The sequence below is a fragment of the Exercitatus varius genome, assembly GCF_029577735.1.
In the GTDB taxonomy this organism is placed as follows: domain Bacteria; phylum Pseudomonadota; class Gammaproteobacteria; order Enterobacterales; family Pasteurellaceae; genus Exercitatus; species Exercitatus varius.
The window spans coordinates 97,014-120,023 of the sequence record NZ_JARQTO010000001.1; the positions used below are offsets into that span (position 1 = coordinate 97,014).

Sequence of the window (23,010 nt, forward strand, 5' to 3'; positions counted from 1 at the left end):
CTCTTTAGTTTGCGACTTCACATCCTACTTCATCGCCACTCCCAACCATTTCACCATCTCTCTCTCATTCCACCCCTTACGTTTCGCATAATCGACCGCTTGATCTTCATCAATGCGTCCAAGGGTGAAATAATTACTCGCAGGGTGGGTGAAGTACCAACCGCAGACGCTTGCCGCTGGCCACATTGCGTAGCTTTCGGTGAGTTTTATTCCGATGCGTTGTTCCACTTCCAGTAAATCCCAGATGATCTGTTTTTCCGTGTGTTCTGGGCAGCTTGGGTAGCCTGGGGCAGGGCGGATGCCGATGTATTCTTCACGGATTAAGCGGTCGTTGTCTAAGGTTTCGTTGCTGTAGCCCCAGACTTTTGTACGCAGTTCAAAGTGCAGATATTCCGCCATTGCTTCGGCTAAACGGTCGCCGACCGCTTGCAGCAAGATGGCGTTGTAGTCGTCCCCTGCGGCTTTGTAGCCTTCCACTAAGTCGTGTTCTTCAATCCCTGCACAAACGGCGAACATTCCGAACCAGTCCTGTTTGCCGCTGGCTTTGCTTGCGATAAAGTCGCTCAAGCAGAGGTTGTACGGGCTTTTGCTGTTTCTGCCACGTTCGCTTTGTTGGCGGAGGTTATAGACTTTGCCAGCCACCAAAGTGTGGTCAGAATTTTGATAGATTTCAATATCATCGCCCACACTGTTGGCTGGGAAAATGCCCATAATACCGCTTGGGTTGAGCTTGTGATTTTGTTCTAATTCGTCCAACACTTTTTGGGCATCGTTCCACACTCGGCGGGCTTCTTCGCCGCCTTCAGGGTAGTCGAAGGCATCAGGATAGCCGCCCATTAATCCCCATAAGCGGAAGAACGGCGACCAGTCGATAAATTTTCGTAAGGTCGCAATCGGCACGTTTTTATATTCCACAATGCCGGTTTTTTTCGGCGTTGGCACTTGGTAATCCGCCCATTCGCCACTGAACGCATCAAAGGCATTTTTGCGTGCCTCTTCAATCGGCAACTGCTTGCGTGGGGCTTTTTTGTTGGCAAAAGCGTCTTGAATTTGCTCGTACTCTTTCTTCATTCGTTCCCACAGTTCCGCTTTGGTATCCGGGTTCATCAATGCCGCACAAACTGTTACCGCACGAGAGGCATTGGTGGTGTAAATCACTTCGTGCTTATATTTCGGATAAAGTTTAATCGCTGTATGCTCTTTGGAGGTGGTTGCTCCGCCGATAATGACAGGAATATTCAAATTCAAGCGGTTCATTTCGCCTAAGAAGTATTCCATTTCGTCAAGGGACGGCGTGATCAAACCGCTTAAGCCGATGATGTCCGCTTTTTCATCAATCGCCGTTTGAATGATTTTGTCCGCAGGCACCATTACGCCTAAGTCGATCACTTCAAAGTTATTACATTGCAACACCACGCTCACGATATTTTTACCGATGTCGTGAACATCGCCTTTTACGGTCGCAATCACCACTTTACCGCTGGACGAGCCTTTCTGTTTGGTGGCATTGATAAACGGCTCTAAATAGGCGACCGACTGTTTCATCACGCGAGCGGATTTTACTACTTGCGGCAAGAACATTTTACCGTCCCCGAACAAATCGCCCACCACGTCCATACCGTCCATTAGCGGCCCTTCGATCACTTCGAGCGGTGTCGGGAATTTTTGGCGCGCTTCTTCGGTATCTTCAATAATATAGTTGGTGATCCCTTTCACGAGGGCGTGTTTCAAACGTTCTTCCACCGTCCAAGTACGCCATTCGGCAACGCCGCTATCTTCACTGTTACTAGCGGTCACATTTCGGTATTTTTCTGCAATATCTAACAGGCGATCGGTGGCATCAGGACGGCGATTTAGCACCGCATCTTCAATCACATCACGCAATTCAGGATCGAGATCGTCATAAATCGCCAGTTGCCCCGCGTTCACGATCCCCATATCCATTCCTTGCTTGATAGCGTGGTAAAGGAACACGGCGTGAATGGCTTCACGCATCACATTATTACCACGGAACGAGAAGGACACATTCGACACACCGCCCGAAACTTTAGCGTGCGGTAGGCTACGTTTAATGCGACCTGTGGCATTGATAAAGTCCACGCCGTAGTTATTGTGTTCTTCAATTCCCGTGCCGATGGCAAAAATGTTCGGGTCAAAAATAATATCTTCAGGCGGAAAGCCCACTTGGTTCACGAGAATATCGTAAGCTCGAGTACAGATTTCTACTTTGCGTTCTTCGGTGTCCGCTTGCCCCACTTCGTCAAACGCCATTACGACCACCGCCGCACCATAACGGCGAACCAGTTTCGCTTGGTGGATAAATTTTTCTTCGCCTTCTTTAAGGGAAATGGAGTTCACAATTCCTTTGCCTTGCACTGATTGCAAACCGGCTTCAATCACTTCCCATTTTGACGAGTCAATCATCACGGGCACTTTCGCCGCATCAGGTTCGGTCGCCATAATGTTAAGGAAACGGGTCATACATTTTTGCGAGTCGAGCAAGGCCTCGTCCATATTTACGTCAATGACTTGCGCACCGTTTTCCACCTGATCGATAGCAATCTCAATGGCTTCGCTGAATTTTTCTTCCTTAATCAAACGCTTAAACTTCGCCGAACCTGTTACGTTATTACGTTCGCCCACGTTCACAAACAGGCTTTCATCATCAATGTTTAACGGCTCAAGCCCAGATAAACGCATTGCGGTTTTGATTTCAGGCAAGGCACGAGGCTTGATCCCAGCTACTACGTTTGCAAAGGCTTTGATATGTTCAGGTGTGGTACCGCAACAGCCGCCCACGATATTTAAGAAACCGCTTTCCGCCCACTCTTTGATGTGAGCCGCCATTTCTTTCGCCCCTAAATCGTAGCCCCCAAAGGCATTCGGCAAGCCGGCATTCGGGTGAACGGATACATAGGTTTCACAGATTTTCGACATCACTTCCACATAAGGACGCAACTCTTTCGGGCCTAAGGCACAGTTCAAACCAAAACTGAGCGGTTTAGCGTGGCGGAGCGAGTTGTAAAAGGCTTCGGTGGTTTGCCCCGAAAGAGTACGCCCGGACGCATCGGTAATCGTCCCCGAAATCATAATCGGTAATTCCACGCCCAGTTCTTCAAACACTTGGTCAATGGCAAAAGCGGCGGCTTTAGCATTTAAGGTATCGAAGATGGTTTCGATCATAATGATGTCCGAACCACCTTCAATTAAGCCGCGAGTTGCTTCCGCATAGGCATCGACCAATTCCATAAAGGTAATATTACGGAAACCTGGGTCGTTCACATTTGGCGAAATCGAGGCGGTGCGGTTAGTCGGGCCGAGAATACCCGCTACAAAACGTGGTTTTTCAGGCGTGCTGTACTTATCCGCCGCAATACGAGCCAGTTTTGCCCCTGCAAAATTCAGCTCATAAGCGACCGCTTGTAAGTCGTAATCCGCCTGTGCAATAGTGGTGGAACTGAACGTGTTGGTTTCAATAATATCCGCTCCGGCTTCAAGGTATTTTTCGTGAATAGACGAAATCACTAAAGGTTGGGTCAGGGTGAGAAGATCATTGTTGCCACGCAGATCCACGCTAGAATTTTCAAAACGCTCGCCACGGAAATCCGCTTCGGTTAGTTTAAATTGCTGGATCATCGTCCCCATCGCACCGTCTAAAATCAGAATACGTTTGGAAAGAGCATGTTGAAGAATTGAGGTTGTGTCTGTCACGGTAAGTTCCATTCGTTAAATTTGAGAAAATAAGATGGATAATAGGGAGAGGCTATATTGATGTCAACGTTTTAAGAATATTAATTTTATTCATAATAAAATGAAATTTATCGTCTTGCTTTTCATTTAAATGCCTTTTAAAGTATCACCACTATTGAAATCACAAAAAGCAGAAAAGGAATGCTTTATGAGCTATGCAAAAGAAATCGATCATTTAAATCACTCACTTGCGGAATTAAACGGAAATATCAACGTATCTTTTGAATTTTTTCCGGCAAAAAATGAGAACATGGAAACCATGTTATGGGATTCTATTCATCGTCTTGCACCGTTAAAGCCCAAGTTTGTTTCGGTAACCTACGGCGCCAATTCCGGTGAGCGGGATCGCACCCATTCCATTGTAAAACGCATACGGAACGAAACCGGGCTGATTGCGGCCCCGCACTTAACGGGGATTGACGCCACGCCGGAAGAGTTGCGGGAAATCGCTCGGGATTATTGGGATAACGGCATCCGAAATATCGTCGCCCTTCGCGGTGATATTCCGGTCGGTTATGCGAAACCGCCTTTTTATGCATTGGATTTGGTGAAATTATTGAAAGAAGTGGCGGATTTTGATATTTCCGTAGCCGCTTATCCGGAAGTTCATCCTGAAGCGAAATCCGCCCAAGCGGATTTGATTTATTTAAAACAGAAAGTGGAAGCCGGCGCCAACCGGGCAATTACTCAATTTTTCTTTGATGTAGACAGCTATTTACGTTTTCGCGATCGCTGCGTTGCGGTGGGGATTGAAGTGGAAATCGTACCGGGAATTCTGCCGGTAACGAATTTCAAGCAGTTACAAAAAATGGCAACGCTCACCAATGTGAAAATTCCGGGCTGGATGAATAAAATGTATGAAGGGCTGGATAACGATCAGACGACCAGAAATCTGGTGGCGGCAAGTATCGCCATGGATATGGTGAAAATTTTATCGAAAGAAGGCGTGAAGGATTTTCACTTTTATACCTTAAACCGCTCGGAGCTGACTTACGCCATTTGCCATACCTTAGGCGTTCGACCGGTTTCGTAAAAGACAGTAAAAAAACGTCGTATTTTTTGACCGCACTTTGGCGTTTAAACCGTTAAAGTGCGGTCAATTTTTCGATTGTTTTCACACAAAGAACGGCTTTAAACCGTTCTTTGTGTGCGAGTAACTCATTCTTTTTTCAGCAAAAATACACCGTGTTTTGCCAAATGAACGAAGCTTTGAGTCATGTCGGGGTCAAAACCGTCCGGACGAGCGTTAATTAACAGGTTGCGACCGCCCCAATCGGCGACGACTTCCCAGTGGTTGCCCATATAAACCGCCGATTTTATAGTGCAGCCCTGGCTTGCTTCGCCTTCCGTTTTTAAGCTGACGGCTTCGGGGCGAATGCCGACCAGGCAATCTCCTTCCGCCACGTTAAATTGTGCCGCTTGCGGTAATTCGAATTGATAGCCGTTAACGGTGACTTTGCCTTGAGCCAGTTTGCCGTCAAAAATGCTGCTTTCGCCCATGAAGTTGGCTAAGAATAAGGAATTCGGACGCAAATAGAGTTCTTTCGCCGGCGCTTTTTGCATGATTTTGCCTTTATGCATAACGATAACCTCGTCGGATACGGCGAAGGCTTCGGTTTGATCGTGAGTAACATAAAGGGAAGTAATGCCCAGTTGTTGCTGTAATTCGCGGATTTTTTCCCGCATGGAACGGCGCAAATTGGCGTCCAGATTGCTCAGCGGTTCGTCGAATAACAGCACTTTCGGTTTTAACACCAAAGCGCGGGCCAAGGCAACGCGTTGTTGCTGGCCGCCCGAAATCTGATCGACGAACCGATCTTCAAAACCGGCTAAATCCACTAATTCCAACGCTTCTTTCACCCGTTTTTTCCGTTCTTCCGCGCCGATATTTTGCATTCGTAAGCCGTAGCCCACGTTATCGCCGATGGACATGTGCGGGAAAAGGGCGTAGGACTGGAACACGATACAGATATCGCGGTTTTGAATGGAGGATTTGGTCACATCTTCGCCGTCAATGAAAATTTGTCCCGAAGTCGGATTTTCCAGGCCGGCGACCAGCCGCAGAATGGTGGTTTTACCGCAACCGGAAGGGCCGAGCAATGTCACCATGGTGCCGCGTTTAATGGTTAAATCCAGATTATCGATCACCACCGATTTACCGAATGATTTGGTGATATTTTTTAAAACTAAGAAATCATCATTTTTTGTTGTCATAATTTGGTACTGCCTGTGTAGAGTGCGTGTTAGCGTATCAATTTTTATTTCGTAGGGCGTATCACGACGCCCAATCAAGTTATTCACCGGAGCGTACGCGGTACGCCCGTTAAAGTGCGGTCAAAATTTAATTCATTTTTTTCGCTTTCGAACGTGAAATGCGTGTGTCGCCCACAATCCAGTCGAAGAGCAGAATGATCGCCATCATGACGATAATCAGGATTGAACCGTAAGCGATAGCAACACCGTATTCGCCGTCTTCCACGCGGTTTAAAATGTAGGCGGTGGCGACGCGGGTGTCCGCCGTCACCAGGAAGATAATGGCGCTCACGGTTGTCATGGCGCGCACGAAACTGGTGACCAAGGCGGACAATAATGCCGGTTTTAACAATGGAAACACGATAAACCAAATGGTTTTAAACGAACTGCCTTTCAGTGAAAGGGACGCCTCATCAAGAGATTTATCCAGTTGTCCCAAACCGGCGATGGCGGCGCGCATACCGATTGGCAAATCACGCATTACCATGGAAATAATAATGATGATACCGGTACCGGTAATGTACATCGGCGCATTGTTAAAAGCCAAAATGTAAGACACACCGGCGACGGTCCCCGGTACGGCGAAACAGAGCATGGTCAAAAATTCCAATGTTTTTTTGCCCTGGAAATCTTTACGCACCACAATATAAGCAATCAGCAGGCCGAAAAGTGCGGTCAGCGGTGCGGCAATTCCTGCGTAAAGCATAGTGTTTAACAGCGATGGCCATGCACCGTCACTTAAGCCTTGTCCGAACATCAGTTCATAGTTGCGGGTCGTTAAGGTGTAATCCACGCCCCAGTTCACCGTGAAGCTGCCGTAGAAAATACTGCCGTACAGCGCAATGTTGAAAACCACCCAGAAGGCGAGCATGGCGATGATGGTCCATTTTAAGCCGCCCGGCAGATCTTGTACGTCGCCGCGGTAAGATTTGCCCGAAACCGTGACGTAAGAACGGTTACCAATCCACATATACTGCACCACGAAAATCAGCAAGGAGAAAATCAGTAATATTGAACCTAAGGTGCTTGCAGAGGCGTAATCAAGTTGTGAGCCGGCGATATAGAAATAGATTTGGGTGGCGATCACGTCGAAGCTGCCGCCTAAAACTAACGGGTTACTGAAGTCTGCAAGCGATTGCACAAACACGATTAAAAACGAGTTTGCCAAAGCGGGACGGAGCAGAGGGAAAATAATGTTATAGAACGTTTGATAACGGTTTGCCCGCAAAGTGTAAGAGGCTTCTTCAATAGACGGATGAATCGATTTCAAGGCGCCGTCTAAAATCATAAAGGAAATGGGCGCAAAAGCGAGAATCTGCGCAATAGCGATACCGTTAAAGCCGTAGAGCCAGTTTTGATTGGTAAAACCGAAATGATTAGATAAAAACTCGGTGACATAACCCGAACGACCAAGCATTAAGGTTACGCCTAAACCCACAACGAACGGCGGCGTCACAATAGGCAAAATCGAGAAAATTTTACCGATAAACGCCGTGCGTTTTGCGATTCGGGTGGTGTAAAGCGCAAAGGCTAAACCGAAAATCGTGGAAACGATGCCCACAAAGCCGGATAGCGCGAGCGAGTTGGTAATTACCCGGATAATATAGCTTTGGCTTAAAATGCGTAATACTTGCTGCGGCGCGAAGGTGTCGCCGTCATAGAACATGGAAATTAAAATCGCGACGGTCGGGTATACGATAAAGAAGAAAATCAACAAAATAATCGACAACAATGACGCGATAATGAATTTATCTCCTTGCATCACTTTAAGTTTTGCCAGTGCGAAAGTCGCAAGTGCAGTTAGGGTGACAATTAAAACGATGACCGAATAACCCATCGACACTTTGTAAACGGTAGCGGTGACAAAGGCGAATAATACGCTGAAGGTCACTAAGCCCAGTTCCGCTTTAGCTTGCGCGGCGACGGACAATCCAAGGCGCGGCGTGAGTAAAAAGCCGAGTAGCGGCAGAAACCATAAAATGGTCAGATTAAAAGAAGACCAACCCATGGCATCGTAAAATTCGTCGGAGGTGCTTTCCAACAAACCGTAATCAAGAGCTTGAGACGGCAAGATTAAAAAGGCAAGAACGGATAATAATATCCAGAAATTTGCCGTTTGGGTAAAAGGCGTTTTTGCGGAATTCATACAACCTCGCAATTTTTAGAGTAATAATAGACGTATTGCTACGCCGGACAGTTTAAAGTGCGGTCAAAAAATGAAGTGTTTTTCAATTATTTTGCCAGTTTCACCTCATCCACCCATTTGGTAATCAAGCGTTTGCGCAAATCGCTCGAACCGTATTTATCAAAGTCATAGTTGATTAAATTGATGGATTTAAAATCTAACGCATAAGGCGATTGTTTCGCTTGGCTATTGGTTAAAATCTGGTGAGTTTCACCTTTTTGCCAGGAAAGTTCCTGTGCTTCTTTCGATAATGCCCAATCCACAAATTTTTTCGCGTTTTCAAGGTTGCGCGCACCTTTAATAATACTTATGCCGCCAATTTCATAACCCGTGCCTTCGCAGGGTACGACCAGTTCGACAGGCGCGCCTTTCTCTTTTTCCAGAGAATGTTCGTGCAGGAAACCGATTCCGATTGAAGCTTCGCCGCGCGCGGTGTTACGCGTTGCCGTATTGCCCGACTTGGTGTATTGCGACACATTTCTGTGTAATTTTTTCAAATACGCATAGGCTTCATCTTCGCCCCAAAGCTGTATGAAAGTGGCAAGCGCCGTGTAAGCCGTACCGGAACTTTGCGGATCCGCCGCTTGAATTTCATTTTTCAAACGCGGATCCGTTAAATCTTTCCAGCATTTCGGTACCGGAATATTGAGTTTTGCCAAGCGTTCGGTATTCACGCCGAAGCCTAACACGCCTAAATAAATTGCGGAAGAATAATTTCCTTTTACTTTGGCGGGATCCTTCAGTTCATCGGGAATATATTGCAAATTCGGCGATTTATAAGGCACGAGCAAGCCCATTTCACCGGCCTGGCTATGCGGATCCAGCGTGCCGCCATACCACACGTCGCCCTGCGGATTGGCTTTTTCGGCATCAATTTTAGCTAAAATCGAGCCTGTGCCGCCGCGGATAAAACTGGTTTTAATGCCGGTTTTTTTCTCAAAAGCCAGCGTTTCCTGTTCACACATCGTATTTTGAGCGGAACAATAAACCACCAAACGTCCGCTATCGGCGGTGGCTTTCTGACTGAACGCTAAAGATCCTAATAAAATCGTTGAAAGCGATAAAGCTATTTTTGAGATTTTCATAGGTTTCCTTTTAAATTTAATGGGAAATTGAACCGCACTTTAGGTCAAAGTGCGGTCAAAAAATGAAGTGTTTTTTCAATTATTTTGCCAGTTTCACTTCCTGAACCCATTTTTCGATTAGGCGTTTGCGTTCGTCCGCAGAACCGTATTTCTCAAAATCGTAATTGATGAGTTTCAGTTTGGTCGGATCAAACGCCGTCGGCGATTGTTTCGCTTTGGTATTGGTTAAAGTTTGGTGTGAATTGCCTTTCTGCCATGTCACTTCCTGACCTTCGGCGGAAAGCACGTAATCGACGAATAATTTGGCGTTATCCAAATTACGAGCACCTTTGATAATACTTAAACCGCCCAATTCATAGCCCGTTCCTTCGCACGGCACCACCATTTCAATCGGCGCACCGGCTTTTTTCTGCACCGCATAATCGTGCAGGAAGCCGATACCTACGGTAGCTTCGCCGCGCGCCGTACTGTTAGACGGAGTAATTCCCGATTTCGTATATTGCGAAATATTCGGATGTAATTCTTTGAAATATTTGAAGGTGGCGTCTTCCCCCCAAAGTTGTACGAAAGTGGCGATTGCCACATAAGCGGTACCGGAACTTTGCGGGTCGGCAATTTGGATTTCGTTTTTGAAACGCGGATCCGTTAAGTCTTTCCAGCATTTCGGCACCTCTTTAATGCCTAATTTGGCTAAACGTTCGGTATTTACGCCAAAGCCCAAAATTCCCATGTAAATGGCGGAGGCGTAATTGCCTTTTATTTTGGCGGGATCTTGGAAATTCGGCATGATGTTATCGATTTCTTTCGAACGATAAGGCTGTAACAAACCTAATTCGGCCGCCTGTGCCTGAGGATCGAAAGTTCCGCCGTACCACACGTCCGCCTGCGGATTATTCTTTTCCGCTTCGATTTTGGCGAAAGTGCTGCCGGAACCGTTGCGGATGAAAGCGGTTTTCACGTCATATTTTTGTTCAAAAGATTTGGTTACCGCTTCACACATTTCATTGGTGGCGCTGCAATAAACCGTCAGGCGACCTTTGGCTTCGGCATGAACGGAAAACATTAAACCGGCGCCTAAAAGCGCGGTGGAAACGGCGAGAGAAAGTTTTTGATATTTCATATAAACTCCGACTTTGAGTGAATTCGAATAAAAGTTAGCGCTATATTATAGGATTTCGAAAATAAATACCGTGAACTAGCTCACAAAAATTGATTTAAAGTGCGGTCAAATTTCGAGTAGAATATTGCTCATTAATTTTTCCATTTGAATGAATGATTCTCATGAAACCCATATTCCTTGAACTTCGTCATTTAAAAACCTTGCTGGCGCTGAAAGAAACGGGCTCCGTTTCTTCGGCGGCGCAACGGATTTACCTGACTCAATCCGCGCTTTCCCATCAAATCAAAGCTTTGGAAGATCAATACGGCTTGCCGCTGTTCGAACGCAAAAGCAATCCGTTGCGGTTTACCGCCGCCGGTGATCGGTTGATTCAACTGGCTAATGATATTTTGCCGAAAGTGGTGGCGGCGGAACGGGATTTGTCGCGGGTAAAGCAGGGCGAAGCGGGGGAATTGCGCATCGCAGTGGAATGTCATACCTGTTTCGATTGGCTGATGCCGGCGATGGACAGTTTTCGTCAACATTGGCCGCTGGTGGAATTGGACATCGTATCGGGCTTTCATACCGATACGGTGGGATTGCTGTTAACCAACCGGGCGGATTGGGCGGTGGTGTCGGAAATTGAAGAAAATGACGACATCGTGCATAAACCGTTGTTTTCCTATGAGATGGTGGGAATTTGTGCGAAAGATCATCCGCTGGCAAATAAAGAAGTGTGGGAAGCGGAAGATTTTGCCGAACAAACCTGGATTACTTATCCCGTGCCCGACGATATGTTGGATTTGTTACGCAAAGTGCTGAAACCGGCGGGTATTACGCCGCAACGGCGCACCAGCGAACTGACTATTGCCATTATTCAACTGGTGGCCAGTAAACGCGGCGTCGCGGCACTACCGTTTTGGGCGGCCAAGCCCTATTTGGATCGCGGCTATGTCGTGGCGCGTAAGATTACCCGCCAAGGGTTGCAAAGCGATCTTTATTGCGCCTACCGAAAAGAAGATGCGGAAAGCGCTTATCTTGACGATTTTTATGAAACCGTAAAAACGCAAAGTTTTTCAACTTTACCGGGTTTGTCTGTTTTGGAGCGGTAATGGCAAATCGATCACAAATTTTTGCCGCGGCGAAAGCGGCATTCCCTTATTCTCTGCCGATGCTGGCGGGCTTTTTATTTCTCGGCATTTCCTACGGCGTGTATATGCAGGCGCTGGGTTTTGGCGTGCTGTTTCCTTTGTTTATGGCGGCGCTGATTTATGCCGGTTCGGTGGAATTTATCGTCGCCACCGCTTTGGTTGCGCCCTTTGCGCCTGTCAGCACTTTGCTGGTGACCTTAATGGTAAGCGGTCGACAGGTTTTTTACGGTATTTCCATGCTGGAAAAATACGGTGCGTACGTGGGTAAAAAACGTTGGTATTTAATTGCCGCTCTGGTGGACGAAGCCTTTTCTCTGAATTACATGGCAACCGTTCCAACCGGCATCGACAGAGGCTGGTATTACTTTTTTGTCAGCTTGTATCTGCATATTTACTGGATTTCCGGCGCAGTGCTGGGCAATGTGTTCGGTAATATCCTGCCGGTTAATCTACAAGGCGTCGAATTTGCCATGACGGCGTTATTTATCGTGATTTTTGCGGAAAACTGGATGAAAGAAAAAGTGCACGACAGTTCGTGGCTGGGATTGGGAATTACTCTGTTTTTCCTGGTTACGGCGGGAAAAGAGCATTTCTTAATTCCGACTTTGTTTACGATTCTGGCGGTGCTGACGCTCAGACGCAACAAACTGGAAAATAAAATCATTCGTTTGGAAAAGGTGGAATAAATGACATTAAGCCAACAAATCATCACCATTGCGATGGGCGTTGTCGGCGTGCATTTTTGCCGCTTACTGCCTTTTTGGATTTTTCCGGCAAACCGTCCCATTCCTCATTATATTCGTTACTTGGGCAAAGTTTTGCCGGCCGCGATGTTCGGCATGCTGGTGATTTATTGCTTTAAGGATATCGATCTGTTCACGGGCTATCACGGCATACCGAATTTTATCGCAGGCGCGGTAACCTTAGCCTTGCATTTGTGGAAGAAAAATATGTTTCTTTCCATGGCCGCGGGCACGATTTTGTATATGATTTTAGTGCAGCAAGTGTTTGTGGCGGCGTAAAGTGCGGTCAAATTTTGCGATGTTTTTTTACGCTATAAAAATAAATATATAATTGATTCAAAAGAAAATTTCATTTTTCCTACCTAGATCAAGTAATTTCTTGTTTTATGCTTGCTCATCCTTATGGGCTCTTTTACAATAGATTCAATTTTCGTTTACCGAGCTTGTGTGCCTAAGTTCTTCCGAACAGTCGGAGCGGAATAAGGCAGCAACGCCAGCGATGCGGTTTATCGCTCAGGGATCCGTTGGAAACAATTGGTCCTACCGATTTTTGTAAAGGTATTCAATGCAATCTATTCCTGTTAAAAACGCGGGCGAACGCCTTGTGGATGCGTTCCGGCGTACCTATTATTATCTGCGTTTGTCGATTACGGACGTGTGCAATTTCCGTTGTAATTACTGTCTGCCCGACGGTTATCGACCGTCGTCCGAGCGCGATAAATTTCTGACTGTGGACGAAATCCGTCGGCTGGTATCCGCCTTTGCGACAATGGGCGCGCAGAAAGTCCGGATTACCGGCGGCGAACCGACGTTGCGTAAAGATTTCCTTAAAATTGTGGAAAATATTACCGCACTTGACGGTATTCAGAAAGTCGCGCTGACGACCAACGGTTATCGTATGGCAAAAGACGTCGACGCCTGGAAAAACGCGGGGATTTCCTCTATTAACGTCAGCGTGGACAGCCTTGATCCGCGCATGTTTTATCAAATTACCGGCGAGAATAAATTTGCTGAAGTGATGCGCGGTATCGATCGCGCTTTCGAAGTCGGTTATCGCAAAATCAAAGTGAATTCCGTGCTGATGAAAGATCTTAACGAACGGGAGTTCGGCAAGTTTCTGGCATGGGTGAAAACTCGCCCGATTCAAATGCGCTTTATCGAGTTAATGCAAACCGGTGAAATGGACGCGTTTTTCCGTCGTCATCATCTTTCCGGACAAATGTTGGCGGAAAAGCTTATTCTTGACGGCTGGCAGTTGCAACAAAAAGGCTTAACCGACGGGCCGGCAAAAGTTTTCCGGCATCCGGATTATGTCGGCGAAATCGGTTTAATCATGCCGTACGAACCGAATTTTTGTGCGAGTTGCAACCGTCTGCGCGTATCGGCGAAAGGAAAATTGCATCTTTGTTTGTTTGGTGAGGAAGGCATCGATTTGCGTAATTTGTTACAACGTGATGATCAGCAATCCCTTTTACAGGCAAGTTTATTCGCAGCGTTACAGGGTAAACGGGAACATCATTTTCTTCATCAGGGCGACAGCGGTGTGCGTAAAAATTTATCAACAATCGGTGGTTAACGGACAACATGACAGAATTTACTCATATTAATCAGAACGGCGAAGCAAACATGGTGGATGTGTCGGGCAAACAGGACACGGTTCGCGAAGCGCGTGCGGAAGCCTTTATCAGCATGAATGCGGAAACGTTGCAAATGATCATTGCAGGCAATCATCATAAAGGCGATGTTTTTGCCACCGCCCGAATCGCCGGCATTCAGGCGGCTAAACGAACCTGGGAATTGATCCCGTTGTGCCATCCGTTATTGTTGTCAAAAATCGAAGTAAATTTGACCGCACTTCCCGAAACTCATCAGGTTCGCATTGAAAGCCTGTGCAAACTGACGGGTAAAACCGGTGTGGAAATGGAAGCCTTAACTGCGGCCAGCGTGGCGGCGTTAACCATTTACGACATGTGCAAAGCCGTGCAAAAAGATATGGTGATTTCACAGGTGCGCCTGCTGGAAAAGTGCGGTGGAAAATCGGGACATTTTATTGCGGCATAAGGATTCGGCATGATTAAAGTGTTATTTTTTGCGCAAACCCGCGAGATTATCGGTGTCGCATCCACGGAAGTGGGCGATGAATTCCAAACCGCCGAGCAAATTCGCCGACATCTCGCCGCACAGGGCGAGCGTTGGGCGTTGGCTTTACAAGCGGGGAAACTGCTGGTGGCGGTGAATCAAACGCTCGTACCTTTGGAAAGTGCGGTCAAATCCGGCGATGAAATTGCTTTTTTCCCGCCGGTGACTGGAGGCTGATATGTCAAACGTTCGCATTGCGGTGCAGGAAGCGGAATTCGACCAAAACGCCGAATATCGTTGGTTGTCGGAAAACCGTTCCGTGGGCGCCGCCACGATTTTTGTGGGTAAAGTGCGCGAGATGAATTTGGGCGATGAAGTGACAAGTTTGTACCTTGAGCATTATCCCGCCATGACGGAAAAAGCTTTACGCGAAATTGTCGAAGAAGCCAGACAACGTTGGGAGCTGCAACGGATTTCCGTCATTCACCGCGTGGGTTTGCTGCAAACCGGCGACGAAATTGTATTGGTGGGCGTGAGTTCCGCTCATCGCGGTGACGCCTATGCCGCCAACGAGTTTATTATGGATTATTTGAAAACCCGCGCGCCGTTTTGGAAGAAAGAACAAACCAATCAAGGCGAACGCTGGATCGAAAGCCGAGACAGCGATCATCAGGCGGCGGATAAATGGTAAACGTAAAGGCAAATTGGAAAAGGGCGTAACATTACGCCCTTTTTGATGGAAATTAATGGCGATATCCCAGCCACATGGCGATAAGTAACGCTGCAAGTGCGAGGATAAAATCAAATGCTCTGGCTTGCTGCGTTTTTTTGCTGAAGAATTTTGCGGCACCGAGCGCATACACCACGAAACATAGCAGTTTTTCAACCATCCAGATTTCAAATCCGTAAATGAAAGCGAGCACAAGACCGCTTACTAATAGAACGGTATCCGATAAGTGCGGTAGAATTTTTAATAGTTTTTTGGCACGCCAGTCTTTGCCGGCGAATTGCATGGCGCCTCGAATGATTAATAAAAACAGTGTTAAAAAAGCAAAAACAATGTGAAGTTGAACAAGGGTAGACATCAATCACTCTCCTGATTATTTAGTTAAATTGTAAAGTTATTTCGGCTATTGCGCCATATTTTTCACGGTTTTCAAAAAGCCTTTCGCCGTACTAAAGACATCCGTTTTGTTTTGGGCGGTTAAAATCAGATCGGACATTTCGCGAAATGCGCCTTTTCCGCCGCCGAGTGTCAGCACGTAATCGGCATGTTGTTTTACGTATTGGGGCGCATCGTTAACGGCAAATGCCACACCGCACACCGCAAATGCCGGCAAATCTACACTATCGTCGCCGATATAGGCGGTTTGTTCCGCCGTGACGCCCGCTTGTTTTATCAGCTCCAAACAGGCGCTTTCTTTTTCCAGTTTACCGAGATAAGCCAGTTTAATACCTAAATCTTCGATGCGACGTTGTAAAATAGGCGATGAACGTCCCGATAATACGGCGACCTGAATGCCTTGTTCCATCAGCATGCGGATGCCTAATCCGTCGCGTACGTGGAAACTTTTAATCGCTTCGCCGTGGGCGTCGTAATGGAGTTGACCGTCGGTCAGAACGCCGTCGACATCGGTAATCACAAATTTGATTTTTTGCAGTTTATTTTGCATTTATTTATTCCGAAAAAAGTAAAAAGAGCGGATACGCTCCGAATGAAAATATCCGTTACGATGAAAATTCCACCAATCCTACAACCTGATTCTCATCGTTCACAACTACCAATGAATGGATTTTTTTCTCTTTCATGAAAGATTCGGCGGCGGATAAGAATTCGTTTTGGTGGATGGTTTTCGGATTCCGCGTCATTAAGTCTCCGGCGGATTTATGCAAAGTTTGCGCGCCGTTTGCCGTCAGTGCGCGTCGAATGTCACCGTCGGTAATAATGCCTTTCAGGGTTTGTTGTTCCATAACTAACGCCACGCCCATTCTGCCTTCGTTCATGACGGTTAAACAGTCGGTAAAACCGGTGGTTTCGGTTACCACGGGCAGCCGGGTTTGCATTTGATCTTTTACTCGACACAGCAAACGACGTCCGAGGGAACCGCCCGGATGGAATTTAGCGAAATCAATCGGTTTGAAATTGCGCGCATGAATTAACGCCACGGTTAACGCATCGCCCAAAGCCAGCGTGACTAAGGCGGAAGTCGTCGGCGCAAGATTGTTCGGACAGGCTTCACGTTCAACGGAAATGTCTAAAATAAAATCCGCATGTTTTCCCAGCGTCGAATTTGGGTTGCTGGTCAAGGCGACAATTTTATTGCCGAAATTTTTTAAGCTGGGAATGAGTTTGTTCACTTCGTCGCTTTCGCCGCTGTAAGAAATGAGAATAACCACGTCGATGGGTTTCAGCATGCCCAGATCGCCGTGGAAGGCTTCCGTCGGATGCAGAAAGAAACTCGGCGTGCCGGTGGAAGCGAGACTGGCGACGATTTTTTTGCCGATTAATCCGGATTTTCCGACTCCGCTGACGGCGACGCGTCCTTCGCAGCCAAGAACGAGATTTACCACGGCATCAAAAGTGCGGTCTAAATTTTGGCTTAATTTTGCCAGTGCCTGTTCTTCAATGGCAAGGGTTTCGCGCGCATTTTGCAAATAATCCATCTGATGTCCTTATAAGATTGCGAATGCTTGCAGGGGAATCCCGGCGCCTAAAACTTAACAAGTTGAAGCGCGCGCGATACATCCTGCAAATGGACGTGCGGTTAAAATAAAAGTGCGGTCATTTTACAGCAACTTTTGATTTCGCTCTAGCATAAAATCCGCTATACTACGCGCCGAGTTGGTCAGACAATCGCTGGTTTATTGAAGCCCTTAGTACCCTAAGGTTAGCCTGAAAAGGTGATAAGCGGGACAAATAGACGAGAGGAAAGTCCGGGCTACATAGGGCAGAGTGCCGGATAACGTCCGGGAGGCGCGAGCCTACGACAAGTGCAACAGAGAGCAGACCGCCTTTTCTTTGAAAAGGTAAGGGTGAAAGGGTGCGGTAAGAGCGCACCGCGCGGGTGGTAACATTCCGCGGCAGGGTAAACTCCACTCGTAGCAAGACCAAATAGGAACTCAATGAGTGTGCCCGCTCAGAGTTCGGGTAGGTTGCTTGAGCGGCGAAGTAATTCGTCGCCTAGAGGAATGATTGTCCGCGACAGAACCCGGCTTACCGACCAACTCACATTATTCACGAAATAACGGCGAGTCGATTGACCCGCCGTTATGCTTTTAGCCGAATATTTCCGTTGTGGAATTATTTTTGTTGGGTTAAAAATTCTGCGATATTTTTCATATCCGATTCGCTCAACCGTTCTTTCACGCTGTTGCCGGCGCCTTGAATTTCACCGCTTTTTCGCTTGGACAGCGCCGTTACGATTTGTTCCGCCGTAAAATGGCGGATAACGGCGGATTGGCCCATGGCGGGCTTTTCGCCTTGTTTACCGTGACAAGTGGCGCATTGCTGTTTATAGATGCGTTCGCCTTTTTTTAGATCCGCATTATTATCCGCCTGTACCGCAAGAGGCAGCGCGTAAAGTGCGGTCAAAATTAGCCGAGTTTTTTTCATGTTAACCTTTAAATAATTTTTGTAACGTTTCTTCGGGGATGAGTCCTTCGTATTTTGCCTGAATGTTTCCTTCGGGCGAAATGACGAAGCTAGTTGGCGTGCCCGTTACGCCATAGCGTTCGCCGGTGATTTTCAATTGATCTTTTAATACCGGTAAGCGAATTTTTTGTTTGGTGAGCAACGATTGGATGTCCGCGTTTTCGCCGTCGATGTTGATGGCCACAATTTCCACTTTTCCCGGATATTCGCCCGCCATTTTTTCTAATGTTTTCAGTTCCGCCACACAGACACCGCAAGTGCCGGACCAGAAACTCATCAGTAGCGTTTTGCCGCGGAATCGATTTAATTCCGCTTGGTTGCCTTGTAAATCGAACGCAGCAATATCGGGCGCTTTTTTTCCGATTTCCGCGGTTTGCTCTTTGCAGCCGAATAAAACAACGGAAAAAACGACCGCACTTAGAACAGCGAGTAAAGTATTAATGCGCATTGCGTTCTTCCTTGACAAATTTACCGTGGTGAAAATAAATGATCCGATCCGCTAATTCGCCCAGTTCCGGATTGTGCGTGACCATCACGATAGTTCGCCCTTGTTTATTGAGATCCTGCAGTAATTTGAGCACCAGCGCTTCGTTTTGTTCGTCCAGATTTCCGGTGGGTTCGTCGGCAAAAATCACCGGCGGCTGGTTGACTAATGCCCGGGCGATGCAAACCCGTTGCTGTTCACCGCCGGAAAGCTGGCTGGGACGGTGCGACACGCGTTCTCCCAGTCCCACTTGTTCAAGTACGGCGCGCGCCGCCTGTTCATCGATAACGCTGTGATAATGCTGTGCCAGCATCACGTTTTCCAATGCGGTTAAATAGGGAATCAGGTGGAATTGCTGGAACACCAGGCCGATTTTTTCGGCACGGAAGCGTTGGCGTCCCGTTTCGTCAAGCTGCGCCGCATCTATGCCGTCTAAAATTACTTTGCCTTCGGTTGCGGTGTCCAAACCCGACAGAATATTCATTAAGGTGGTTTTTCCCGAACCGGATGCGCCCATAATGGCGACAAATTCCCCTTTTTTGATTTGAATATTGATGTCTTCCAATGCGGTGACGGCTCCGAATCGTTTATACAAATGTTGGGTTTCAATAACGTAATTTGACAAAATTATTCCCCTTTTAATACGTTCGCCGTTTTTACGTTGAGCGCACGTTTAGTTGGTACGATAACGGCAATAAATGCCACAATCAGCGATAATGCCACGGTGAGCGGAATCACCGGCAAACGCATATCAATGCTGGCTTTGAATACGGTTAGTCCCAGAATTTGGGCTAAAATATAGCCGATAATCAGCCCTGTCACAATGGCAAAAAGCGCGATAATCAGGGTTTCCGTGCCGATTTGTGTGATGATGTCGCGCCGTTTTGCGCCCAATGCTTTTTGCAACGCGAATTCCTTGGCACGTTCACCCACAATGGCGATTAAGGTGGTGTTTACGCAAAGTGTGGCCAGTACTAAAATAACGGCGGAAATGAGCCCCATCAATCCTTTGATTTTGTTCAGAATCTGTCCTTCGCTGGCAGAGACTTTACGAATCGGACGAATGTCGAGATTCGGGTATTGTTGCCGAAGTAATTGAGCAAATTCATCCGCTTGTCCCTGATCGTTTTTAACAATGAGCAACGCATTGCTGGCTAAGCCGTCTTTCTCCAGCCAATTCTGCGCCAATTCAAGATTGACAATCAACATGCTGTCAGTGACATCGCCGGATTCGACAATCCCTTTAATTCTTAGGCTGTATTTTTCCATTGAATTTTTTGTCAGGGTGATTTTATCGCCTACTTTTAAATTTAATCGTTCGGCCAGTTTTTTGCCGATCATCGCGTTACGATCATCAAACCCGATCTCAATCCGGGAACCGGTGATTTGCCAGTAAGGCGTTAAGGCTTTAAGTTGGTCGAATTGCACGCCCATTATGACCACTTTTTCCAAATCCGCCCGTGCTACGCCGTATAGATAGCTGCTGCCCGCCGAAATCAAACCTGTCGGCGCCCGATTGATAATGTCGTTTACCTGTTTAGTTTCGATTAATCCTGCATCTTCCGCGCCGATATAGAAATTTGCGCCGAAAGTGCGTAATTCCTGTGACATTTTGCTGTTAATATCAAAATATACCGCAGACATGGCCGTGACGATGGCGGCCCCAACGGTGAGCGCGGCGAAAATGATCAGCACGCGGTTTAAGCGTAGCCGCAACGCTCGTAATACTAAACACCAGAACATTTTTCGTTTATTAGCGACCATATAAAACTTCCACCGGATATAATTTTGCGATGCGATGCGCCGGGAACCAAGTGCCGATGAGTGCGATTAACACGGCGAGAACCAATACGCAAGGCACAACGATCCAGGCAAAATCAAGCGGCGCCCCGAACAGGCTGACTCCGATGAATTTTGCCAGCCCCCAACCTGCAATACAACCTAAAATACCGCCGATTAATCCGCTTATTACCGCTTCGCAATAAAACAATAAGGTAATTTGCCATTGATAAGCGCCCAGCGCTTTCATTAAACCGATTTCTTTACCGCGTTCGATAATGGTGGTTGTCATTAAGGAAGCAATTCCCATGGCGGCGGCAATTAATGCGGCAACCGTTACAACCGTAAGTAACAGCTGGATTTTGCCGATTACCGCACCTTCCGAAGCGGCTACTTGCCAGATTGGTCGCACAACGGCGCCGGAAATGGCTTCTTCCAGTTGATGGGAAATGGATGATACGTAAGCCGTGCAGTACCAACGATCGTATTCTTCCGCATCCAGCCCGTCCACATTGGCGCGCGCTTTGCGGGATAATTCGTTTTCCGGGACGGTCAGGGCGGAAATTTTAACGGATTGCACTTTGCCCGGCAGATTCACCAGATTTTGTAACGCGCTTAACGGTATCAGAATTTGTTGTTCTTCCGGACCGCCGGTCGAAACGATTCCTTTAATTTCTACGCTCAAGCTGTTATCCGTTTCGCTCGTTTTATAATTTAGTGGGATCCGATCGCCGATTTTCCATTTTTCACTGCGCGCCAGCTGTTCGCCCAGTAACGCGGGAACGATTTCCGGTAAATTATCGGTTTCATCATTTACCCATTCGCCTTGAACTTTCCAGTACGGGCTGATAATTTTTTGTCCTGTGTGATAATCGTCTTCATCCGGCACGGCAATGCGGTGATCAAAAAAAGTGCCCGTAACGGTAACCACTTTATTGCCCGATTTGACATTCGCCGTTAATTGCGGAGCGAAGCCGACGATATTATTCCGCCAGAAAATATCCTTAATATTCGGTAGTTCTTTTTCATCGATAAAATCCTGAGTTTCCAATGATGTGAAGTTATTCCCCGAATCCGATATTTCCGGCAGAATCGCGTTGCCGGCGGGTTCGACCAGAATATTGGCGCCGTAAGATTTCAGTTCTTTCGCCATTTTGTCGCCGATGTCGATGGAAACGGCGAGCAGGGCGGAAACCAATCCTGAAGCAAGGAAAATCGTGATAACGGCGAGTAATTTACGTCTTATCCCGTTTTTCCATGATTGCAATAACATACGGGCTAACATTATTGGTTCTCCGTTTTCGGTAAATAATTTTCCGGATTATCACGGAACAGATTCAAATTCTTCTCGCTGGTGAAGAAATAGGTTTTGTTATCGAGATTATATTTAAATTCCGTTTTCGTGTTTGTCAGTTTTTCACCGCTTACCGGATCCGTCACTTGAATTTCAATTACGGTGGAGAATAAATTCAACCCGGCTTCCAATGAAGTGCGGTCGATAATGACGTCGTTTTTGTCCTGTTTCCAGTCGTCAATCGGTACCGGATTACAACCGCCCGGTTTGCCGATGGAAGGAATAAACATCCGCACGCCGCAACCTACGCATTCCACCTGTCCGTCGTGCATAACATAGCCTTGGTCGCCGCACAGCAAGCAGGCGTCAAATACGGCGGCGAGGCTTAAACCGTCCGGTTTACGGTTAATAATAAAGAAACGGACCGCTTTGCCGTCGTCCGCCACCCACATGAATCGGTGCAACTGACCGTCTTTCACCTGTTGAACGGGAATGCGGATTTGATCGTCGGCATTTAATTTCACCGGAATCGATTCGGATAACTGCGGCGGTCGAGACGCGACTTTATCCCAATAAAGCTGGCTGCTTAACATGATAATCAAGCAGAACGCTCCCCACCGGATGGTGCGGGAGGAATGCTGCGCCAATGCCATTTTTTTACGTTTTTCGATAGCCTGGGATTCCGCTTTTACCCGCATCAGTCGCGGCAGATGAATTTTTACGGCAAACAGAATCAAGCTGACGGCTAACAATGTGACGACGGCATAATTGAAATAATTGGTGATTTTACCGGTTTTCGCTACGAAACTGAGGCGTGCCTTGGTGAGTTCAATGACCTGCAATTTCATGAGACTAAGCAAAATTTCGCCCGCAAGCGGAATAATCACAAGCAGCGCGATTAGCGCCATTAATACCGCGTAAAGTGCGGTCAGTTTTTGCTCAGTTTTTGTTTGCCGAATAAGAAAAAATAACCAGACAGCCAAAAAAGCGCAAAAAATCACGCCGAAAACGACCGCACTTATATTCAGAATAAAATCCGTATTAATCACATCGGTGCCGGTGATGGCGGAAATATTCGGATTTCGCGCCCATTGAAGGCTTGCCAGCGTGATGAGCAGGGCATGCCAGAAGGCGAGCAGCCGTTGAGAACGGAAAAAACAGCTGAGGATAAAAAGCAAAACGGCACCGATAATCGTGCTGTTCAAACTTAAGTTAATTATTTGGGTGACCGGTAAATAGGGCGCGAGAAGTATTACTAAGGCGAAACCTATCAGCGTTAGGCGAGTGAGTAATTTGATCTTTGGCTTCTCGAATGCGGACCAACCGCAACTGAGCAATAACGCGATCGGCAATAAAATTTGGAGCAGCGAAGTAAAAAAATACGTCATAATGCAGTAAACCGGAATAAATTAAGATGAACGACGAGAATAGAAAGTCAGGCGGGCAATCCCCGCCT

At 47.1% G+C, this 23,010-nt stretch carries 22 protein-coding genes, 1 other RNA gene and 1 riboswitch; of the genes, 9 read left to right on the top strand and 14 right to left on the bottom strand.

Going from position 1 to position 23,010, the window contains the following annotated elements; translation table 11 throughout:
• Positions 1-24: 24 nt before the first annotated feature.
• Positions 25-3,711 (bottom strand): methionine synthase, encoded by a 3,687-nt coding sequence (metH, locus tag P7M01_RS00410; protein ID WP_317482716.1) that lies wholly within the window; start codon positions 3,709-3,711, stop codon positions 25-27.
• A gap of 187 nt (positions 3,712-3,898) precedes the next feature.
• On the opposite strand from metH, the gene metF reads away from it, so the two are divergent.
• Positions 3,899-4,783: a methylenetetrahydrofolate reductase gene (gene metF / locus P7M01_RS00415; protein WP_317476775.1), complete on the top strand. Its 885-nt coding sequence runs from the start codon at positions 3,899-3,901 to the stop codon at positions 4,781-4,783.
• 125 nt (positions 4,784-4,908) lie between these two features.
• Here the strand turns inward: metF and fbpC are convergent, their stop codons facing one another.
• From fbpC to P7M01_RS00435, 4 genes are all read right to left on the bottom strand, one after another.
• A complete protein-coding gene (fbpC, locus tag P7M01_RS00420) occupies positions 4,909-5,964 on the bottom strand; it encodes a ferric ABC transporter ATP-binding protein (RefSeq protein ID WP_317475476.1) in 1,056 nt (351 codons plus the stop codon).
• A 127-nt stretch (positions 5,965-6,091) separates the two neighbouring features.
• Positions 6,092-8,149, bottom strand: a complete 2,058-nt coding sequence (locus P7M01_RS00425) for an ABC transporter permease (RefSeq protein ID WP_317482717.1) — start codon at positions 8,147-8,149, stop codon at positions 6,092-6,094.
• Between the two features lie 86 nt (positions 8,150-8,235).
• Positions 8,236-9,273: an ABC transporter substrate-binding protein gene (locus P7M01_RS00430; RefSeq protein WP_317482718.1), complete on the bottom strand. Its 1,038-nt coding sequence runs from the start codon at positions 9,271-9,273 to the stop codon at positions 8,236-8,238.
• A 79-nt stretch (positions 9,274-9,352) separates the two neighbouring features.
• A complete protein-coding gene (locus P7M01_RS00435) occupies positions 9,353-10,393 on the bottom strand; it encodes an ABC transporter substrate-binding protein (protein WP_317476771.1) in 1,041 nt (346 codons plus the stop codon).
• Positions 10,394-10,554: 161 nt separating this feature from the next.
• On the opposite strand from P7M01_RS00435, the gene P7M01_RS00440 reads away from it, so the two are divergent.
• The 7 genes from P7M01_RS00440 (at position 10,555) to moaE (ending at position 15,036) form a co-directional block, all read left to right on the top strand.
• A complete protein-coding gene (locus P7M01_RS00440; RefSeq protein ID WP_317482719.1) occupies positions 10,555-11,484 on the top strand; it encodes a LysR family transcriptional regulator in 930 nt (309 codons plus the stop codon).
• Positions 11,484-12,209: an AzlC family ABC transporter permease gene (locus tag P7M01_RS00445; RefSeq protein ID WP_202937297.1), complete on the top strand. Its 726-nt coding sequence runs from the start codon at positions 11,484-11,486 to the stop codon at positions 12,207-12,209. Before P7M01_RS00440 ends, P7M01_RS00445 begins: the two co-directional genes overlap by 1 nt.
• On the top strand, positions 12,210-12,545 hold the full coding sequence (locus P7M01_RS00450) for a branched-chain amino acid transporter permease (protein ID WP_317476768.1): 336 nt from the start codon (positions 12,210-12,212) through the stop codon (positions 12,543-12,545).
• A 144-nt stretch (positions 12,546-12,689) separates the two neighbouring features.
• Positions 12,690-12,843, top strand: a riboswitch (molybdenum cofactor riboswitch).
• Positions 12,832-13,842, top strand: a complete 1,011-nt coding sequence (gene moaA / locus P7M01_RS00455; RefSeq protein ID WP_317475472.1) for a GTP 3',8-cyclase MoaA — start codon at positions 12,832-12,834, stop codon at positions 13,840-13,842. (Overlaps the previous riboswitch by 12 nt.)
• 8 nt (positions 13,843-13,850) lie before the next feature.
• Complete coding sequence (moaC, locus tag P7M01_RS00460) at positions 13,851-14,327, top strand: cyclic pyranopterin monophosphate synthase MoaC (protein ID WP_202937300.1); 477 nt, start codon at positions 13,851-13,853, stop codon at positions 14,325-14,327.
• A 9-nt stretch (positions 14,328-14,336) separates the two neighbouring features.
• Positions 14,337-14,582 (top strand): molybdopterin synthase sulfur carrier subunit, encoded by a 246-nt coding sequence (moaD, locus tag P7M01_RS00465; protein WP_317475471.1) that lies wholly within the window; start codon positions 14,337-14,339, stop codon positions 14,580-14,582.
• A 1-nt stretch (position 14,583) separates the two neighbouring features.
• On the top strand, positions 14,584-15,036 hold the full coding sequence (gene moaE / locus P7M01_RS00470; protein WP_317482720.1) for a molybdopterin synthase catalytic subunit MoaE: 453 nt from the start codon (positions 14,584-14,586) through the stop codon (positions 15,034-15,036).
• Positions 15,037-15,088: 52 nt separating this feature from the next.
• Here moaE and P7M01_RS00475 read toward each other — a convergent pair whose 3' ends face one another.
• From P7M01_RS00475 to P7M01_RS00485, 3 genes are read right to left on the bottom strand one after another with little or no spacing between them, the layout of a single operon-like run.
• Positions 15,089-15,430: a SirB2 family protein gene (locus tag P7M01_RS00475; RefSeq protein WP_317482721.1), complete on the bottom strand. Its 342-nt coding sequence runs from the start codon at positions 15,428-15,430 to the stop codon at positions 15,089-15,091.
• A gap of 45 nt (positions 15,431-15,475) precedes the next feature.
• Entirely contained in the window at positions 15,476-16,018 is a 543-nt protein-coding gene (locus P7M01_RS00480; protein ID WP_202937304.1) for a KdsC family phosphatase, read from the bottom strand.
• Between the two features lie 55 nt (positions 16,019-16,073).
• Positions 16,074-17,009, bottom strand: coding sequence for a KpsF/GutQ family sugar isomerase (locus tag P7M01_RS00485; RefSeq protein WP_317475468.1), 936 nt, complete (start codon positions 17,007-17,009; stop codon positions 16,074-16,076).
• Between the two features lie 174 nt (positions 17,010-17,183).
• Between P7M01_RS00485 and rnpB the strand changes: the two genes are divergently transcribed.
• Positions 17,184-17,578: RNase P RNA component class A (rnpB, locus tag P7M01_RS00490), an RNA gene on the top strand.
• Between the two features lie 68 nt (positions 17,579-17,646).
• Here rnpB and P7M01_RS00495 read toward each other — a convergent pair.
• From P7M01_RS00495 to P7M01_RS00520, 6 genes are read right to left on the bottom strand one after another with little or no spacing between them, the layout of a single operon-like run.
• Entirely contained in the window at positions 17,647-17,958 is a 312-nt protein-coding gene (locus P7M01_RS00495; protein ID WP_202937306.1) for a c-type cytochrome, read from the bottom strand.
• A 1-nt stretch (position 17,959) separates the two neighbouring features.
• On the bottom strand, positions 17,960-18,445 hold the full coding sequence (locus P7M01_RS00500; protein ID WP_202937307.1) for a TlpA family protein disulfide reductase: 486 nt from the start codon (positions 18,443-18,445) through the stop codon (positions 17,960-17,962).
• On the bottom strand, positions 18,435-19,106 hold the full coding sequence (locus P7M01_RS00505) for an ABC transporter ATP-binding protein (RefSeq protein ID WP_202937308.1): 672 nt from the start codon (positions 19,104-19,106) through the stop codon (positions 18,435-18,437). The genes P7M01_RS00500 and P7M01_RS00505 overlap by 11 nt, the downstream gene beginning before the upstream one ends.
• Positions 19,107-19,108: 2 nt before the next feature.
• A complete protein-coding gene (locus tag P7M01_RS00510) occupies positions 19,109-20,245 on the bottom strand; it encodes an ABC transporter permease (protein ID WP_317482722.1) in 1,137 nt (378 codons plus the stop codon).
• Complete coding sequence (locus tag P7M01_RS00515) at positions 20,235-21,545, bottom strand: ABC transporter permease (RefSeq protein WP_317482723.1); 1,311 nt, start codon at positions 21,543-21,545, stop codon at positions 20,235-20,237. The genes P7M01_RS00510 and P7M01_RS00515 overlap by 11 nt, the downstream gene beginning before the upstream one ends.
• A complete protein-coding gene (locus tag P7M01_RS00520; RefSeq protein ID WP_317482724.1) occupies positions 21,545-22,942 on the bottom strand; it encodes a Fe-S-containing protein in 1,398 nt (465 codons plus the stop codon). The genes P7M01_RS00515 and P7M01_RS00520 overlap by 1 nt, the downstream gene beginning before the upstream one ends.
• Between the last annotated feature and the right edge of the window lie 68 nt (positions 22,943-23,010).

Bases quoted from the DNA above. Each gene is read 5' to 3' on its own strand.
- metF (WP_317476775.1), top strand. From the start codon at position 3,899: ATGAGCTATGCAAAAGAAATCGATCATTTAAATCACTCACTTGCGGAA.
- fbpC (WP_317475476.1), bottom strand. From the start codon at position 5,964: ATGACAACAAAAAATGATGATTTCTTAGTTTTAAAAAATATCACCAAA.
- P7M01_RS00425 (WP_317482717.1), bottom strand. From the start codon at position 8,149: ATGAATTCCGCAAAAACGCCTTTTACCCAAACGGCAAATTTCTGGATA.
- P7M01_RS00430 (WP_317482718.1), bottom strand. From the start codon at position 9,273: ATGAAAATCTCAAAAATAGCTTTATCGCTTTCAACGATTTTATTAGGA.
- P7M01_RS00435 (WP_317476771.1), bottom strand. From the start codon at position 10,393: ATGAAATATCAAAAACTTTCTCTCGCCGTTTCCACCGCGCTTTTAGGC.
- P7M01_RS00440 (WP_317482719.1), top strand. From the start codon at position 10,555: ATGAAACCCATATTCCTTGAACTTCGTCATTTAAAAACCTTGCTGGCG.
- P7M01_RS00445 (WP_202937297.1), top strand. From the start codon at position 11,484: ATGGCAAATCGATCACAAATTTTTGCCGCGGCGAAAGCGGCATTCCCT.
- P7M01_RS00450 (WP_317476768.1), top strand. From the start codon at position 12,210: ATGACATTAAGCCAACAAATCATCACCATTGCGATGGGCGTTGTCGGC.
- moaA (WP_317475472.1), top strand. From the start codon at position 12,832: ATGCAATCTATTCCTGTTAAAAACGCGGGCGAACGCCTTGTGGATGCG.
- moaC (WP_202937300.1), top strand. From the start codon at position 13,851: ATGACAGAATTTACTCATATTAATCAGAACGGCGAAGCAAACATGGTG.
- moaD (WP_317475471.1), top strand. From the start codon at position 14,337: ATGATTAAAGTGTTATTTTTTGCGCAAACCCGCGAGATTATCGGTGTC.
- moaE (WP_317482720.1), top strand. From the start codon at position 14,584: ATGTCAAACGTTCGCATTGCGGTGCAGGAAGCGGAATTCGACCAAAAC.
- P7M01_RS00475 (WP_317482721.1), bottom strand. From the start codon at position 15,430: ATGTCTACCCTTGTTCAACTTCACATTGTTTTTGCTTTTTTAACACTG.
- P7M01_RS00480 (WP_202937304.1), bottom strand. From the start codon at position 16,018: ATGCAAAATAAACTGCAAAAAATCAAATTTGTGATTACCGATGTCGAC.
- P7M01_RS00485 (WP_317475468.1), bottom strand. From the start codon at position 17,009: ATGGATTATTTGCAAAATGCGCGCGAAACCCTTGCCATTGAAGAACAG.
- P7M01_RS00495 (WP_202937306.1), bottom strand. From the start codon at position 17,958: ATGAAAAAAACTCGGCTAATTTTGACCGCACTTTACGCGCTGCCTCTT.
- P7M01_RS00500 (WP_202937307.1), bottom strand. From the start codon at position 18,445: ATGCGCATTAATACTTTACTCGCTGTTCTAAGTGCGGTCGTTTTTTCC.
- P7M01_RS00510 (WP_317482722.1), bottom strand. From the start codon at position 20,245: ATGGTCGCTAATAAACGAAAAATGTTCTGGTGTTTAGTATTACGAGCG.
- P7M01_RS00515 (WP_317482723.1), bottom strand. From the start codon at position 21,545: ATGTTAGCCCGTATGTTATTGCAATCATGGAAAAACGGGATAAGACGT.
- P7M01_RS00520 (WP_317482724.1), bottom strand. From the start codon at position 22,942: ATGACGTATTTTTTTACTTCGCTGCTCCAAATTTTATTGCCGATCGCG.